This window comes from Hydrogenophaga sp. 2FB (assembly GCF_005503365.1).
Lineage (GTDB): Bacteria > Pseudomonadota > Gammaproteobacteria > Burkholderiales > Burkholderiaceae_C > Hydrogenophaga.
Window position 1 is genome coordinate 1 of sequence record NZ_SCML01000091.1, and the last position, 14,473, is coordinate 14,473.

Genomic DNA, 14,473 nt, shown 5'->3' on the forward strand with positions numbered 1-14,473 from the left:
ACGCGCGCCGCCGGCGCCACCCGCACCGCCGCGCGTGGAACTGCCGTCCAGCAGCGCCGACTACCTCAACAACCCGCGCCCGCCCTACCCCTCGCTGTCCAAGCGCATGGGCGAACAAGGCAAGGTCGTGATCCGCGCCTTCATTGAAGTCAACGGCACGGCCAGCCGCGCCGAGATCCACACCTCCAGCGGCTACGAGCGGCTGGACCAGACCGCGCTACAAACCGTGCAGCGCTGGCGCTACGTGCCCGGCAAGCGCGCTGGGGTGGCTGAAGCCATGTGGTTCAACATCCCCGTCAATTTCGTTTTGGAATAAACCCTTCCCCCTGGAGTCAGAGCATCATGGATCCGCAATTCGCAACATCGGGCATCGCCCACGTCTGGACACAAGGTGACTGGGTCACCCGTTCGGTGGCCCTGGTGCTGCTCGCCATGTCCCTCACCACCTGGATCATCATCCTGTGGAAGGCGCTGGACCAGCGTGCGCAACGCGCTCAAGCCAAGGGCGTCGAAGGCTTCTGGCACAGCGCCGACTTTGCCGAAGGCCTGGAAAAGCTGGGCTCCCCGGAAGGCAACCCGTTCCGCGCCGCCGCCATCGAAGGCCGCGAAGCCACCCGCCACATCCTGCACAAGGACGGCCTCAACGGCGCACCGCCGCAGCGCCAGCTGCACGACAGCCTGGACGTGAGCGACTGGGTGGAGCGTTCGCTGCGCAAGAGCGTGGACGACTACAGTGCCCGCGCCCAAAGCGGTCTGTCGGTGCTGGCCTCCGTCGCATCCACCGCCCCCTTCGTGGGCCTGTTCGGCACGGTCTGGGGCATCTACCACGCCCTGCTGAGCATCGGCGCAGCCGGCCAGGTCAGCATTGACCGCGTGGCCGGCCCGATCGGCGAGGCGCTGATCATGACCGCGCTCGGCCTGCTGGTCGCCATTCCCGCCGTGCTGGGCTTCAACGCCCTGGTGCGCGGCAACAAGGGCATCAGCCACCAGCTCAACCGCTTTGCGCACGACCTGCACGCCTACTTCGTCACCGGCGCCCGCGTCACCAGCGCAGCCGACGGCAAGGTGCTGCCCATGAAGAAGGCCTCGTAAAGAGGAATCGAGCCATGGCCATCGGAACCCAAACAGACGACGACGAGATGATGAGCGAGATCAACATGATCCCGTTCATCGACGTGATGTTGGTGCTGTTGATCATCTTCATCATCACGGTGCCGGTGATCAAGCACGCGGTCAACATCGAGTTGCCGCAGGCCAGCATGGAAAAGGTGCTGGACAAGCCCGAGAACATCCGCCTCTCGGTGGATGCGGACGGCAACTACTTCTGGAACGACCAGCGCGTGGACGACACCGACTTCGCCAACCGCCTCACCGCGGCGGCCGCGCAGGAACCCCAGCCCGAATTGCACATCCGCGGTGACAAGGCGGTGCGCTACGAACGCGTGGCGCAAGCCATGGCGGCAGCGCAACGCAGCGGTGTGAAAAAGATTGGATTCATCACGGAGCCCGCCACGCCATGAACCCGAACCCGAACACCGCTTCTGTGTCCACGCCTGTTCCAGCGCCCTCCACGTCGGCCCCCGAGGTGCAGCACGTCCCCGTGCTGCCCAGCGCCGATCTGTTGCGCGGCCAGAAGGTGGTGGCGATCGATCACAACGGCTCGTTGTACCGACTGCAGACGACGCGCCAGGGCAAGCTGATCCTGACCAAGTAAGGTCAAGGCCAGCCCGCCGAAGCAACGTTTTTTTGAATCGTGGGGCGACCGGGGATCACTCTCCCCGTGTCGTTTTTGGCCAGCCAAGGGGTTCGATCCCCATTAGCCAGGCATTTTTTTCCACCTACCGAGACACAGCAGGTTGGCCGCAGAGGCCCGTATCGTTTTTTTCGTGGGGCGACCGGGAGGACTACCCACCCGTGTCGTTTTTGGCCAGCCAAGGAGTTCGAACTCCATTAGCCAGGCATTTTTTGCGACCGCGAGAATAACAGATCTTCCGCGGGCTTCTGGCTCAAACGCCCATCAAAGGCCCAACGCGGCAATCCCCGCGCGTGCGATCTGCGCGTCTTCGCCGGACTTCACACCGCTCACGCCCACCGCACCAATGCACTGCCCGTCCTTGAGGATCGGCACGCCGCCTTCGAGCATGCCCGCGAGTTCGGGCGCGCTCAGGAACGACATGCGGCCCTGGTTGATCACGTCCTCGTAGATCTTGCTCTCGCGCCGTCCCAGCGCCGCCGTGTGCGCCTTGGCGGGTGCGATGTGCGCCGAAATGGCGGCCACGCCGTCCAGACGCTGCAACCACAGCAGATGGCCACCGTCGTCGACGATGGCGATGGTCACCGGCCAGTTGTTTTTCAGTGCTTCGGCTTCGGCCGCGGCGGCGATGAGCTTGACGTCGGCGATCTCGAGAACTGCCTTGTTTTTCATGAACTTGGTCCTAAATGGGGAATCAGAGAAGCATTGCAGGCCAGGCACTTGAATGCCCGGGTGCGCTAAAGCGAACGATAACGCGTGCATTGGTGACCCTCAGGTCACAAGAGACCTTACCAAAACACGTTCATCTTCGCTTGGCACACCCGACAAACCAGGGTCCTACAATGCAATTTCGCCGGTTGCGCGTCATTCCGACGCGCAGCGACCGGCATACACGGTTTTGCATTCAAGCGTAGAACAAGGCGGGTTGGCGCAGACAGTGCTTTGGCACGGCAAGGCCACCCAACGCAGCTATACGTTTGAAGGCAACACCGTTCCAAGGCGTCAGATGATGAAGGAGATCACCAACATGACCGACCACGTACAAACCAGCGGCCGCTTCGGCACCGCCGTTTCCTCCGATGCGCTGCGCAACAAAGTCATGCGCAACACCTACTGGCTGCTGGCGCTGTCCATGCTGCCCACGGTGTTGGGCGCCTGGATCGGCGTGCAGACCGGCATCACCGCCAGCCTCACCGGTGGCCTGGGCCTGATCGTCTTCCTGGGCGGTGCCTTCGGCTTCATGTTCGCGATCGAGAAGACGAAGAACTCGTCCGCCGGCGTGCCGGTGCTGCTGGCCTTCACCTTCTTCATGGGGTTGATGCTCTCGCGCCTGCTCGCGTCCGTGCTGGGGTTCAGCAATGGCGCCAGCCTGATCATGACCGCCTTCGGTGGCACCGCGGGTGTGTTCTTCATCATGGCCAACCTCTCGACCGTGATCAAGCGCGACCTCTCCGGCCTGGGCAAGTGGCTCTTCGTGGGCGCCCTGGCCATCATGATCGGCGCGATCATCAACGTGTTCGTGGGCAGCCCGATCGGCATGGCCGTGATCGCCACCCTGGCGATCGTCGTGTTCAGCCTGTACCTGCTGTACGACCTGAAGCGCATCGTCGACGGCGGCGAAACCAACTACATCACGGCCACGCTGGGCCTGTACCTGAGCCTGTTCAACATCTTCCAGAGCCTGCTGATGTTGCTGGGCGTCTTCGGTGGCGATCGCGAGTAAGCGCGACCCCGCTCCACGAGAAAGGACCTTCGGGTCCTTTTTCTTTTTCGACACGAGCCATCAAGTTCGACGCCCACGCGCCGAAACAGGGTTGAACCCAATCACACCACCACCATGCGACGCACCGCCCTCACCCTTTCGCTCGTCGCCACCGCCAGCCTGCTGAGCGGTTGCGAAGCGCTGGGCATCGAAACGGCCACGCAGATCAACGCCAAGAAGGAAGCCGAGGGCAAGGCCATCGGCAGCGCCTGCCGGCACGCGGTGAAGAGCATCGAATCATGCTTCGGCGCCTACCCGCGCGCCGGCAAGGCCGCGGTGTTCGCGGGCTGGCGCGAGATGGACCAGTACATGCGCGAAAACGCGGTAGTGGGCATGCCCTCGGAGCCCGAGGCAGGCGCGACCGCCACACCCGAGGCAGGCAAGCCGCCTTCGGGTCATTCGCAGAAATCCTGATCGCGCGGATCAGGCTTCGGCCGGCGCGTCCGCCCCCGGCACGCGCGACGGGTCGAGCTCGAACACCGCCATGCTCTCCACGTGCGCCGTGTGCGCAAACATGTTGACCACCCCCGCCGCCACGCAGCGGTAGCCTGCCTGGTGCACCAGCAGGCCCGCGTCGCGCGCCAGCGTGGCCGGGTTGCAGCTCACGTAGACGATGCGCTGGGGCGGCGTCCAGCCGCCGCGCAAGGCCGGGTTCTGGTGCAGATCGGCCATGGTCTTGGCGAGGGCGAACGCGCCTTCGCGCGGTGGGTCCACCAGCCACTTCTGTGCCACGCCGTCGGCCACCAGTTGCTCGGGTGTCATCTCGAACAGGTTGCGCGCGGCAAAGGTCGTGGGTGCCAGCGGCGTGCCGCGGCCCTTCTGGTTGCCCGCGAGGTTGTCGCGCGAACGCGCCACCAGCGTCTCGCTGCCCTCGATGCCCAGGACCTCGCCGGCCGTGGTGGCGATCGGCAGGGTGAAATTGCCCAGGCCACAGAACCAGTCGATCACGCGCTCGTGCGACTGCGCGTCGAGCAAACGCAAGGCGCGCGACACGAGCACGCGGTTGATGAAGGGGTTGACCTGCGTAAAGTCGGTGGGCTTGAACGGCATGGTGATGCCGAAGTCGGGCAGCGCGTACGACAGCTGCGGGCCCGTTTCATCCAGCAGCTTCACCGTGTCCGGCCCCTTGGCCTGCAACCACCATTGCACGCCATGCTGCACCGCGAACGCGCGCAGGCGCGCCACGTCGTCCTCGCTGAGAGGTTCCAGGTGGCGCAGCACCAGCGCGGTCACCTCGTCGCCACAGGCCAGCTCGATCTGCGGGCAGGTTTCGCGCGCGTCCATCTCGAAGATCATCTTGCGCAAGGGCATGAGCATCGCGCTCACGTGCGGCGGCAGCACGTGGCAGACCTGCATGTCGGCCACGTAGCGGCTCTTGCGCTCGTGAAAACCGATCAGCACCTCGCCCTTCTTGTGCACGTAGCGCACCGACAGGCGCGCGCGGTAACGGTAGCCCCAGGCCGGGCCTTCGATCGGGCGCATCATGGTCTCGGCCTTGACCTTACCCAGGTGCCAGAGGTTGTCTTCCAGCACGCGCTGCTTGATGGCCACCTGCGCGGCCTCGTGCAGGTGCTGCATCTTGCAGCCACCACAAGCACCGGCGTGCAGACCGAAGTGCGGGCAACCGGGCCGCACGCGTTGCGAGGACTCGCGGTGCACGGCCGTCACCGTGCCGGCTTCCCAGTTGTTCTTCTTGCGGTGCACGTTCACGCTGACCAGCTCGAACGGCAACGCGCCTTCGATGAAGACCACCTTGCCGTCGGGCTTGTGGGCGATGCCCTGGGCATCGATGTCGAGGGATTCAACCGCCAGCCAGCCTTCGGGCAATGCGGGAGCGGTGGTCTCGGGCGCGGGTGCGCTGGCGGTGGTGAGAAGGCTGTTTTCGTGGGCTGTGGACGCTGTCATGCCCCGATTGTCTCAGGCCCAGGCCTTCAGATATTCATCCCAGTGCGCCTCCGTGGGCGCCAGATTCCCCAACGTCTCTTTCACCATCGCAATTTCCTGCTCGTACTCGGCCTCGGTGAACCCACCGCGCATCTTCTGGAAACGGCAGTACACCAGGTAGGTGTTCATCACGTCGGTTTCGCAGTAGCGGCGGATGTCATCGGTCTGCCCGGCGAGGTATTGCGCATACACCTGCGAGCCGTCCATGCCGAGCTTGCCGGGAAAGCCGCAGAGCTTGGCCATGGCGTCCAGCGGCGCGTTGTTCTTGGGCGAGTACATGGCCAGCAGGTCCATCAGGTCCAGGTGGCGCATGTGGTAACGGCTGATGTAGTTGTTCCACTTGAACTCGCGGTCGTCTTCGCCCATGTCCCAGTACTTGCTGGCTTCAACGCCGTGGCGCAGGCCGCGGTAGTGCAGCACCGGCAGGTCAAAGCCACTGCCGTTCCAGCTCACCAGTTGCGGCGTGTGCTTCTCCACCCTGTGGAAGAAGGTCTGCACCACCTTGCCTTCGCTGTGGCCATCGCGGTCGACGAAGGAGTGGATGCGCAGACCCTCCGCGTTGCGGAACACGCAGCTGATGACGAGCACGCGCTGCAGGTGCAGCGGCATGAAATCGCTCTGGCCTTTTTCCTTGCGCTCGGCGAGCCAGGCCGCGTAGACCTGCTCGTCGGTGTGATCGGCGGGCGCGCCCCGCAGGGCGCGCAGACCGTCGACGTCGGGAATGGACTCGATGTCGAAAACGAGAACCGGCCAGGCCATGCCAAGCGCTCGTCTGGGTGGTTTAGCGCTTGGGCAGGTAGGTGATCGGGTCGACCGGCTTGCCCAGTCGGCGCACCTCGAAGTGCAGCTTCACGCGGTCCGTGTCGCTGCTGCCCATCTCGGCGATCTTCTGGCCCTGGCGCACCGCCTGGTCCTCGCGCACCAGCAGCGCCTGGTTGTGGGCGTAGGCGGTGAGGTAGGTGTTGTTGTGCTTCAGGATGATCAGGTTGCCGTAACCGCGCAGGCCGGCACCGGCGTAGACCACGCGGCCATCGGCGGCGGCCACCACCGGGTCGCCGATCTTGCCGGTGATCGACACGCCCTTGTTGTTGGCCTCGTCGAACGGGGTGATCACCGTGCCCTGTGCGGGCCAGATGAACGTGAGTTCGTCAGCGCCCGCGGATGCCGGGGCGGGCGTGGACGGAGGCGTGGTGGGCGAGGTGGACGCCGCTGGCGGGGCCGGTTCGGTCAACGGGCGGGACACGACGCCGGAACTGGCGACCGGGCTCGTGGAGGGGCCGGAGGGTGTTGCTGGCGCGCTGCTGGCCGCGGTAACCGGTGGCTGCACGCGCAGCACCTGCCCCACTTCCAGGGCGTTGGGGTTGGTCAGGTTGTTCCAGGCCTGCACGTCGCGCCAGTTCTGGCCGCTGTCCAGGGCGATGCGGAACAGGGTGTCGCCCGGCTTCACGGTGTAGTAACCCGGCTTGCCGGCGTTCTCGGCGCCCGGCAGGGCGACGACAGCGGGCGCGCGGGGTGCGCCGCCTCGGTCTTCCACCGGGGCCGGACCGGACACACGGGTCGTGGAGCAGCCGGCTGCCACCAGTAGCACCGCCATGGCCACCACGCCTTGCCACACAGGCCGCGCCGATGCCTGGCGATCACTTCGGAAAACACGTTTGCTCATGAAAACTCCCACAAATTGCAAAGGGTCCTGGCCGCAGCCGCAGCCAAGGACCCTGAAAAAGGCACGTCGTGCGATGTGTAACAAGCACAACGTCATGCGACGCCCGATTTTAGAGGCACAAAGAGAACGGCCTCCAGTTCGGTGCGAACGATTCCGGTGGCGGTTTTGTCGACCACCACCAGGTTCTGCCGCCCCGCGGCGGTGACCGCGGGCGCCACCAGGCGCCCGCCCACGGCCAACTGGTCGATCCAGGCCGCCGGGATGTCGTTGCCCCCCGCCGCCGCGATGATGCCGGCATACGGTGCGCCCTTGGCATAGCCCACCATGCCGTCACCGAACAACAGGTGCAAATTGGAGAGCCGGAACCAGCGAAGGTTCTCGCGCGATTTTTCGTGCAGGCCTTTGAGGCGCTCGATGCTGTACACCTCGCGCGCCAGGTGGCTCATCAACGCGGCCTGGTATCCGCAGCCGGTGCCGATCTCCAGCACGCGGCCCAACTTCTCGCTGCGGCCCTGGCACAGCAGTTCGAGCATGCGCGCCACCACACCGGGCTTGGAGATGGTCTGCCCCAGGCCAATGGGCAGGCTGGTGTCTTCGTAGGCCTGGTTGACCAGCGCCGTGTCGACGAACCGGTGCCGTTCCACCGCCTGCAGCGCGGCCAGCACGCCGGCGTGCGTGACGCCCTGCGCCTGGATCTTGCGCACCATCGCCGCGCGCACCGCCTGCGACTCCATGCCCACGCCGGTGGGCGCCACCGGCCGGTCCGGGACGTGCACGACGGCCTTGGGCTTGAGCACGGGCGTTTTGGTTTCGCGCGGTATCGGGTGTGCCACCACCGGGGTTTTGCCGCGCGCCGTGGGCGCGGGCGCCGAGGACGGCAGGCGCGCCGGGAAGCCGGGTCTGGGTTTCACGGTGCCTTGCCCTCGTTCGACAACTGGGCCGCGGTGGGCGCCCAGTACGCCAGGCGGTCGTGGTCGGTCAGGTCGACCTTGAGCGGCGTGATGGTGGCGTAGCCCTGCAGCGAGGCGTGGAAATCCGTGCCCTCGGCATCGTCCTTGGCCTTGCCCGCGCTGCCGATCCAGTACATGGTGTCGCCGCGCGGGTTGGTCTGCGAAATCACCTGCTCGGCCGCGTGGCGCCGCCCCAGGCGCGCCACCTTGAAGCCGCGCATTTGGTCCAGCGGTTGGTTCGGAATGTTCACGTTGAGCAGCCAGGGGTCGACAGGCCCGTTTTCCAGCGAGGGCAGCAGCTGCGTCACGAGACGCGCCGCCATCGCGCCTGCGTCCTCCAGGTGCGCCCAGCCCTTTTCGGTTTGCGAGAACGCGATCGCCGGGATGCCGAACAGGTAGCCTTCCATGGCCGCACCCACAGTGCCGGAATAGATCGTGTCGTCGCCCATGTTGGCGCCGTTGTTGATGCCGGAGACCACAAGGTCGGGCCGGTAGCCCAGCAGGCCGGTGAGCGCGATGTGCACGCAATCGGCGGGCGTGCCGTTGACGTAGCGAAAGCCGTTGTGCGCGGTGTGCACGTACAGCGGCGAATGCAGCGAGAGCGCGTTGGATTTGGCGCTGTTGTTGTGCTCCGGTGCCACCACCTCCACCTCGGCCAGTCCCTTGAGGGCTTCGTACAGCGCCACGATGCCGGGTGCCTGGTAACCGTCGTCGTTGGAGATGAGAATTTTCATTGCGGCGATTCTAGGTTGATCTACCGGTCACGCCCGTGACACGCCACGGGCATACCCGCTGCGAGCACGGTCCGCGGCTCCCTATCATGGAACGCTTTCAAGACAACCGGAACGAGGACTTCACCATGCATGCCTGGCTGTGCGAAAACCCTGTGGGCGTCGAAGCCCTGACCTGGAAGGAATTGCCCACACCCGAACCCAAGGCGGGTGAGGTGCTGATCGAGATCGAGGCCGCGAGCCTGAACTTTCCCGATCTGCTCATCGTGCAGAACAAATACCAGATGAAGCCCCCGCTGCCCTTCGTGCCCGGTTCGGAGTACGCGGGCACCGTGCGCGCCGTGGGCGAAGGCGTGAAGCACCTGCAGGTGGGCCAGGCCGTGGCGTGCCTGAGCGGCACCGGTGGCTTCGGCACGCACACCATCGCGCCGGCCGCGCTGTGCATGCCCCTGCCGCCCGGCTTCCCCGCCGTAGACGCGGCGGCTTTCATCATGATCTACGCCACCTCGTGGCACGCCCTGATGGACCGCGCCGCGCTCAAGGCCGGTGAAACCGTGCTGATCCTCGGCGCGGCCGGGGGCGTGGGCACGTCCGCGATCCAGATCGCCAAGGCCGCCGGCGCGCGCGTGATCGCCGCCGCGTCGAGCGACGAGAAATGCGAGCTGTGCAAGCAACTGGGCGCGGACGCCACCATCAACTACAGCGTGCACACGCCCAAGGAAGGTCTGCGCGACGCGATCAAGCAGCTCACCGATGGCAAGGGCCCGGACGTGATCTACGACCCCGTGGGCGGCGACTTCGCCGAACCGGCGTTCCGCTCCATCGCCTGGCGCGGGCGCTACCTGGTGGTCGGCTTCGCCAGCGGCCCCATTCCCACCTTGCCGCTGAACCTCACGCTGCTCAAGGGCGCGAGCATCGTGGGCGTGTTCTGGGGCGACTTCGCGCGCCGCGAGCCCAAGGCCAACGCCGAGATGATGCAGGCGCTGGCGGTGATGTACGCCAAGGGCCAGGTCAAGCCGGTGATCGACCAGACCCTGCCCATGAGCGAGCTGCACAAGGCCTACGCGATCATGGGATCGCGCTCGGTCAAGGGCAAGCTGGTGATGGTGAATCCGCCACCGGGGCGCTGAAGCGGGGGGTGCCGACGGAAGGCGAAAAAATACCCCCCTCCTGTATGCAATCATCGGGACCCCCCGATTTCGCTCCGCTCAGTTCCCGGCCCGCATGCAGACAGCCCCCCTTCCACCCAACGAGGAGCAACGCCTGACCCGCTTGCGGGGTCTGGGCATTCTCGACACCCTGCCGCAAAAAGCGTTCGACGACATCTCGGCGCTGGCTCAAGCCATTTGCGGCACCCCCGTGGCGCTGATCACGCTCATCGACCGCGACCGCCAGTGGTTCAAGTCGCGTGTCGGCGTCGACATCACCGAGACCGCCCGCGAGCTCGCGTTCTGCTCGCACGCCATCCTCGAACCGGACGAGGTCACGGTGGTGGAAGACATGTGCAAGGACGCGCGCTTCCAGCACAACCCCCTGGTCACCGGACCGCACAACGTGCGCTTCTACGCCGGCGCGCCCATCGTCACCCCCGACGGCTTCGCGCTCGGCACGGTGTGTGTCGTCGACCAGATGCCGCGCCATCTGCACTCGGTGCAGATCAGCGGCTTGAGCCGCCTCTCGGGGCTGGTCGCCACGCTGATCGAACACGAGCGGGCGCGCCAGCTCGAAGCCGCGCGCAGCGCCCGCGCCGCGCACCAGGAGCATGAAGCACTCATCGCCATGGCTGCCTCCGGCCTGGACCTGCAGGCCTACATCGACGCCGACGGCATTTACCGCCACGTCAACCAGACCTTTCTGAACTACGTCGGCGCCACGCGCGACGAGGTCATCGGCACCACGATGAAGGAGCGCCTCGGCGAGGCCACGTACAACCTCGTTGGCGCGCGCATGGCGCGCGTCATGGCGGGCGAGACCGTGATCTACCAGCGCATCTCCCACTTCAAGGCCGCCGGCACGCGGCACATGGAAATCGCGTTGCTGCCGGTGCGCGATCCGCAAGGCCAGGTGACGGGCGTGGTCATGCGCGGGCGCGACATCCAGGAACTCAAGAACAAGGAAATCCAGCTGGGCCAGACCATTGCCCAGCTGGAGAAGAAGACGCTGGAGCAGGAGCGCTTCATCCACGTCATGTCGCACGACCTGCGCGAGCCCATCAACGCCATCAACAACTTCACCTCGCTGCTGCACGCCGAGCACGCGCAGGAGCTCGTGCCCGACGCACAGCGCTACCTGGGCTTCGTGCGCGCCGGCGGCCAGCGCCTGGCCTGCCTGCTCGACGACCTGCTGCGCTACGTGCGGCTGGACCGCCACCGACTCGCCGCGGGGCCGGTGTGCGTGGCCACCATGGCAGCCCTGCTGCGCGACGACCTAGGTGCGGCGCTCGCGCAGTCCCATGGCCGGCTGGAGATCGAGCCGCTGCCCACGGTGCAGGCCGATGCCGCCTTGCTGCACATGGCTTTGAAGCACCTCGTGGCCAACGGGCTGGCGTTCGCGCGCCCCGGCGTGGCGCCGCAGGTGCGCGTGAGCGCCACGCGCGAAAAAGGCTTCGACCAGATCCACGTGGACGACAACGGCCAGGGCATCGCAGCCGAACACCAGGCCTGCGTGTTCGACCTGTTCAAGCGCCTGCACCCGCGCAAGACGCACGTCGGCTCGGGCCTGGGCCTGCCGATCTGCAAGCGCATCGCGGCGCTGCATGGCGGCCATGTCTCGGTGCAATCGGAACCCGGCGTGGGCAGCCGCTTCACGCTGCACCTGCCTTTGCCGCACGGCACGCCTTCGTAGTCGTTCGCCATGGCCATTCCGCAGCGCTTCATCCTCGTCGACGACAACGAGGCCGACAACGTTTACCACGAGATCATCCTTCGCCGCGCCGGCTTCACCGGCGAGGTGCTGGTGTTCGAGAGCGGCGCCCAGGCGCTGGACTTCCTGCGCAGCGACCCGCTGTCGGTGCCCACCTGCCTCTTCCTCGACATCAACATGCCGCAGATGAACGGCTTCGAGTTCGCGCGCCTGGCCACCCCGCTGCTGCAGGACACACCACTGGTGCGCGTGGCGGTCCTGACCTCGTCCGACGCGCCACAGGACCGCAGGCGCGCCAGCGACGTGCCGCTGATCCAGGACTTCATCACCAAGCCGCTCACGCGCGCGCACGTGCAGGCGCTGCTGCAAACCGCTTGAACTTGCCAAAGTCACTTATTTACTTGCTTAAGTCAAATAAATAACCCACAATCCGGGGCATGTCCGAACCCCTGCCCCCTCCGCTCGCGGTCGACCCGAGCCAGGTGCGCGCCCTACGCGCCTTCAACCGCTTCTACACCCAGCGCACCGGCCTGCTCGACCCGTACCTGGGCAGCGCGTTCTCGCTCACCGAGGTGCGCGTGCTCTACGAACTGGCGCACCACGCGCCCTGCACCGCCAGCGAACTCGGCCGCCGCCTGCTGCTCGATGCGGGTTACCTCAGCCGCATCGTGCGCCGCTTCACCGAGGCAGGCTGGATCACGCGCACGCCCTCGCCGACCGATGCGCGGCAACACGCGCTCAGCCTCACGCCCGAAGGCCGCGCCGCCTTCGAGCCGATGCAGCAACGTTCACGCGACGAAGCCGCGCGCCTGCTCGCCCCGCTCGCGCCTGAGCAGCGAAGCGCCCTCATCGCCGCGCTCGCGCGCACCCAGGCCCTGCTCGACCCCGGCGCCGCCCCACCGTCGCGCACCGCGGTGCTGCGCGACGTGCGCCCCGGCGACATGGGTTGGGTGGTGCAGCAGCACGGCGAGATCTACGCCCGCGAATACGGCTGGAACAGCGAGTTCGAGGCGCTGGTGGCCGAGATCGTGGCCGGCATGATCCGCAGCCACGACCCGGCCTGGGAACGCGGCTGGATCGCCGAACTCGACGGCGAGCGCGTGGGCTCGGTCTTCGTGGTGCGCAAGAGCGAGACCGAGGCGCAACTGCGCCTGCTGATCCTCAGCCCCGCCGCGCGCGGCTTGGGCCTGGGCGCGCGCCTGAGCGACGAATGCCTGGCCTTTGCGCGCGCCAAGGGCTACCGCAAGATGGTGCTGTGGACCAACAGCAACCTCGAGGCCGCACGCGCCATCTATGCGCAGCGCGGCTTCGTGCTGGTGCAGAGCGAGGCGTACCACGGCTATGGCAAAGACCTGGTGGGCGAAACCTGGGAGCTCACGCTGTAGCCGCCTGCACTGCAACTCCGCAAGAAATGTCAGCCCGCTGCAGTTAGATTGGTGGCTCTTCATCCACGAGGGGAACCGCCATGCACATCGTCCAGCAAGACAGCGCCATCCGCATCATCGGCATCGAACTGCGCACCTCCAACGACGAGGCCATGCAGAGCATTCCACAGCACTGGCAGCGCTTCACCGAAGAGACCGTGCTGGAACGCATCCCCGGCAAGCTCTCAGGCGAGGTCTACGCGGTCTACACCCACTTCGAAAACGCGGGCGTGAACAACCAGGGCATCTACTCGCTCATCATCGGCGCACCGGTCTCCAGCGCGCAGGCCGTGCCGCCGGGCATGGCCCACGCCGTGCTGCCCGCATCGCCGCGCGCGGTGTTCCCCGTGCCCCAGGGCCGGTTCGACCAGGTCGGCCCCGCGTGGCTGGACGTCTGGCAACGCGACGACCTGCCCAAGACCTTCATCGCCGAATGCGAGCGCTACAGCGCCGATGGCCAGATCGACATCCTCATCGGCCTGCGGCACGGCGCGAGCGCATGAACCCCAGCCACGGCTGGACCGACTACCAGCAGCGGCTGGGCCGCGTCATCGCCTACCTGCACGAGCACCTGGACGAACCGCTGGACCTGCAGCGCCTGGCCGAGGTCGCGCACCTCTCGCCCTACCACTGGCACCGCGTCTACCACGCGCTGCATGGCGAGACCATCGCCGCTACCGTGCGCCGCCTGCGGTTGCAACGCGCTTCGGGCTACCTGGCCAACACGGCGCTGCCGGTGGAACAGGTGGCCCGGCGTTGCGGCTACCCCAATCCGCAGTCCTTCGCGCGCGCGTTCCGCACCTCCTATGGCATGAGCCCGCTGCAATACCGGCAGCAAGGCGCGCACGTCGCCTTTCGCGACGCCACCGCCGCCCACGCCATGCCCGAGGGCTACCCGGTCGAGCTGCGCGAAGTGCCTCGCGTGCGGCTGGCGGGGTTCGACCACACCGGCTCGTACATGGCCATCGACAAGGCCTTCGAACGCAGCTTCGTGCAACTCGCGGCGCGCGGCCAGATGCGGCCCGATGCGCGCTGGATCGCCGAGTACCTCGACGACCCGTCCGCCGTGCCGGAGAAACAACTCAGCTCGCGCGCCGGCCTCTCCCTGCCCGCCGACGCCGAGGTGGCACCACCGCTCGTGGCCTTCGAAGTCGGCGGCTGTGTGTGCGCCGTGCTGCGCCACCGCGGCCCCTACGCCACCATGCGCGCGGCCTACCAATGGCTCTATGGCCACTGGCTGGTCCACAGCGGCCACGCGGTGGGCGATGCACCGGTGTTCGAGGAATACCTGAACAACCCGCGCGACACCGCGCCCACCGACCTGCTCACCGACATCTACCTCCCCCTCGTATCCGGCAGTGCCCCTTGACGGACCCCGGACCGC

The 14,473-nt window shown here is 66.6% G+C and carries 18 protein-coding genes; 12 read left to right on the plus strand and 6 right to left on the minus strand.

Translation table 11 applies throughout. The features are described 5' to 3' along the window. From FFS09_RS29440 to hemP, 4 genes are all read left to right on the plus strand, one after another. A partial coding sequence (locus tag FFS09_RS29440; protein ID WP_137922454.1) for an energy transducer TonB occupies positions 1 to 316 on the plus strand: 316 nt, incomplete at its 5' end. Positions 317 to 342: 26 nt separating this feature from the next. Then, the gene (locus FFS09_RS29445; protein WP_137922455.1) at positions 343 to 1,092 is read left to right on the plus strand and encodes a MotA/TolQ/ExbB proton channel family protein; all 750 of its coding nucleotides are present in this window, start codon (positions 343 to 345) and stop codon (positions 1,090 to 1,092) included. A gap of 14 nt (positions 1,093 to 1,106) precedes the next feature. After that, on the plus strand, positions 1,107 to 1,520 hold the full coding sequence (locus FFS09_RS29450; protein ID WP_137922456.1) for an ExbD/TolR family protein: 414 nt from the start codon (positions 1,107 to 1,109) through the stop codon (positions 1,518 to 1,520). Continuing rightward, positions 1,517 to 1,714 (plus strand): hemin uptake protein HemP, encoded by a 198-nt coding sequence (hemP, locus tag FFS09_RS29455; RefSeq protein ID WP_137922457.1) that lies wholly within the window; start codon positions 1,517 to 1,519, stop codon positions 1,712 to 1,714. The genes FFS09_RS29450 and hemP overlap by 4 nt, the downstream gene beginning before the upstream one ends. Positions 1,715 to 2,017: 303 nt before the next feature. Here the strand turns inward: hemP and FFS09_RS29460 are convergent, their stop codons facing one another. After that, positions 2,018 to 2,425, minus strand: coding sequence for a GlcG/HbpS family heme-binding protein (locus FFS09_RS29460; RefSeq protein WP_137922458.1), 408 nt, complete (start codon positions 2,423 to 2,425; stop codon positions 2,018 to 2,020). A gap of 355 nt (positions 2,426 to 2,780) precedes the next feature. Between FFS09_RS29460 and FFS09_RS29465 the strand changes: the two genes are divergently transcribed. Both FFS09_RS29465 and FFS09_RS29470 read left to right on the plus strand, forming a co-directional pair. Further along, positions 2,781 to 3,476: a Bax inhibitor-1 family protein gene (locus FFS09_RS29465; protein WP_137922459.1), complete on the plus strand. Its 696-nt coding sequence runs from the start codon at positions 2,781 to 2,783 to the stop codon at positions 3,474 to 3,476. A gap of 114 nt (positions 3,477 to 3,590) precedes the next feature. Beyond that, complete coding sequence (locus tag FFS09_RS29470) at positions 3,591 to 3,929, plus strand: hypothetical protein (protein ID WP_137922460.1); 339 nt, start codon at positions 3,591 to 3,593, stop codon at positions 3,927 to 3,929. A gap of 9 nt (positions 3,930 to 3,938) precedes the next feature. On the opposite strand, the gene rlmD is transcribed toward FFS09_RS29470, so the two are convergent. The 5 genes from rlmD to surE form a co-directional block, all read right to left on the minus strand. After that, complete coding sequence (gene rlmD / locus FFS09_RS29475) at positions 3,939 to 5,420, minus strand: 23S rRNA (uracil(1939)-C(5))-methyltransferase RlmD (protein ID WP_137922461.1); 1,482 nt, start codon at positions 5,418 to 5,420, stop codon at positions 3,939 to 3,941. A gap of 12 nt (positions 5,421 to 5,432) precedes the next feature. After that, complete coding sequence (locus tag FFS09_RS29480) at positions 5,433 to 6,218, minus strand: 3'-5' exonuclease (protein ID WP_137922462.1); 786 nt, start codon at positions 6,216 to 6,218, stop codon at positions 5,433 to 5,435. 22 nt (positions 6,219 to 6,240) lie between these two features. Further along, entirely contained in the window at positions 6,241 to 7,122 is an 882-nt protein-coding gene (locus FFS09_RS29485; RefSeq protein WP_502703771.1) for a peptidoglycan DD-metalloendopeptidase family protein, read from the minus strand. A 92-nt stretch (positions 7,123 to 7,214) separates the two neighbouring features. Then, positions 7,215 to 8,033: a protein-L-isoaspartate(D-aspartate) O-methyltransferase gene (locus FFS09_RS29490; protein ID WP_137922463.1), complete on the minus strand. Its 819-nt coding sequence runs from the start codon at positions 8,031 to 8,033 to the stop codon at positions 7,215 to 7,217. Continuing rightward, positions 8,030 to 8,806 (minus strand): 5'/3'-nucleotidase SurE, encoded by a 777-nt coding sequence (gene surE, locus FFS09_RS29495; protein ID WP_137922464.1) that lies wholly within the window; start codon positions 8,804 to 8,806, stop codon positions 8,030 to 8,032. The genes FFS09_RS29490 and surE overlap by 4 nt, the downstream gene beginning before the upstream one ends. Positions 8,807 to 8,931: 125 nt before the next feature. Between surE and FFS09_RS29500 the strand changes: the two genes are divergently transcribed. The 6 genes from FFS09_RS29500 to FFS09_RS29525 all read left to right on the plus strand — a co-directional run bounded on the left by FFS09_RS29500 (position 8,932) and on the right by FFS09_RS29525 (position 14,458). Further along, positions 8,932 to 9,933, plus strand: coding sequence for an NADPH:quinone oxidoreductase family protein (locus FFS09_RS29500; RefSeq protein WP_137922470.1), 1,002 nt, complete (start codon positions 8,932 to 8,934; stop codon positions 9,931 to 9,933). Positions 9,934 to 10,027: 94 nt separating this feature from the next. Then, on the plus strand, positions 10,028 to 11,647 hold the full coding sequence (locus FFS09_RS29505) for a GAF domain-containing sensor histidine kinase (protein ID WP_137922465.1): 1,620 nt from the start codon (positions 10,028 to 10,030) through the stop codon (positions 11,645 to 11,647). Between the two features lie 9 nt (positions 11,648 to 11,656). Continuing rightward, entirely contained in the window at positions 11,657 to 12,043 is a 387-nt protein-coding gene (locus FFS09_RS29510; RefSeq protein WP_252374566.1) for a response regulator, read from the plus strand. A 59-nt stretch (positions 12,044 to 12,102) separates the two neighbouring features. Further along, positions 12,103 to 13,050 carry a bifunctional helix-turn-helix transcriptional regulator/GNAT family N-acetyltransferase gene (locus FFS09_RS29515; protein WP_137922466.1) on the plus strand — a complete coding sequence of 316 codons (948 nt, stop codon included), beginning with the start codon at positions 12,103 to 12,105 and terminating at the stop codon, positions 13,048 to 13,050. Positions 13,051 to 13,130: 80 nt separating this feature from the next. Further along, positions 13,131 to 13,592, plus strand: a complete 462-nt coding sequence (locus tag FFS09_RS29520; protein ID WP_137922467.1) for a GyrI-like domain-containing protein — start codon at positions 13,131 to 13,133, stop codon at positions 13,590 to 13,592. Continuing rightward, positions 13,589 to 14,458 (plus strand): AraC family transcriptional regulator, encoded by an 870-nt coding sequence (locus tag FFS09_RS29525; protein WP_137922468.1) that lies wholly within the window; start codon positions 13,589 to 13,591, stop codon positions 14,456 to 14,458. Before FFS09_RS29520 ends, FFS09_RS29525 begins: the two co-directional genes overlap by 4 nt. The last annotated feature ends 15 nt before the right edge of the window (positions 14,459 to 14,473 follow it).

What these genes read in the sequence shown, in the direction of transcription:
- FFS09_RS29445 (WP_137922455.1), top strand. Translation starts at nt 343, where the DNA reads ATGGATCCGCAATTCGCAACATCGGGCATCGCCCACGTCTGGACACAA.
- FFS09_RS29450 (WP_137922456.1), top strand. Translation starts at nt 1,107, where the DNA reads ATGGCCATCGGAACCCAAACAGACGACGACGAGATGATGAGCGAGATC.
- hemP (WP_137922457.1), top strand. Translation starts at nt 1,517, where the DNA reads ATGAACCCGAACCCGAACACCGCTTCTGTGTCCACGCCTGTTCCAGCG.
- FFS09_RS29460 (WP_137922458.1), bottom strand. Translation starts at nt 2,425, where the DNA reads ATGAAAAACAAGGCAGTTCTCGAGATCGCCGACGTCAAGCTCATCGCC.
- FFS09_RS29465 (WP_137922459.1), top strand. Translation starts at nt 2,781, where the DNA reads ATGACCGACCACGTACAAACCAGCGGCCGCTTCGGCACCGCCGTTTCC.
- FFS09_RS29470 (WP_137922460.1), top strand. Translation starts at nt 3,591, where the DNA reads ATGCGACGCACCGCCCTCACCCTTTCGCTCGTCGCCACCGCCAGCCTG.
- rlmD (WP_137922461.1), bottom strand. Translation starts at nt 5,420, where the DNA reads ATGACAGCGTCCACAGCCCACGAAAACAGCCTTCTCACCACCGCCAGC.
- FFS09_RS29480 (WP_137922462.1), bottom strand. Translation starts at nt 6,218, where the DNA reads ATGGCCTGGCCGGTTCTCGTTTTCGACATCGAGTCCATTCCCGACGTC.
- FFS09_RS29485 (WP_502703771.1), bottom strand. Translation starts at nt 7,122, where the DNA reads ATGAGCAAACGTGTTTTCCGAAGTGATCGCCAGGCATCGGCGCGGCCT.
- surE (WP_137922464.1), bottom strand. Translation starts at nt 8,806, where the DNA reads ATGAAAATTCTCATCTCCAACGACGACGGTTACCAGGCACCCGGCATC.
- FFS09_RS29500 (WP_137922470.1), top strand. Translation starts at nt 8,932, where the DNA reads ATGCATGCCTGGCTGTGCGAAAACCCTGTGGGCGTCGAAGCCCTGACC.
- FFS09_RS29505 (WP_137922465.1), top strand. Translation starts at nt 10,028, where the DNA reads ATGCAGACAGCCCCCCTTCCACCCAACGAGGAGCAACGCCTGACCCGC.
- FFS09_RS29510 (WP_252374566.1), top strand. Translation starts at nt 11,657, where the DNA reads ATGGCCATTCCGCAGCGCTTCATCCTCGTCGACGACAACGAGGCCGAC.
- FFS09_RS29515 (WP_137922466.1), top strand. Translation starts at nt 12,103, where the DNA reads ATGTCCGAACCCCTGCCCCCTCCGCTCGCGGTCGACCCGAGCCAGGTG.
- FFS09_RS29520 (WP_137922467.1), top strand. Translation starts at nt 13,131, where the DNA reads ATGCACATCGTCCAGCAAGACAGCGCCATCCGCATCATCGGCATCGAA.
- FFS09_RS29525 (WP_137922468.1), top strand. Translation starts at nt 13,589, where the DNA reads ATGAACCCCAGCCACGGCTGGACCGACTACCAGCAGCGGCTGGGCCGC.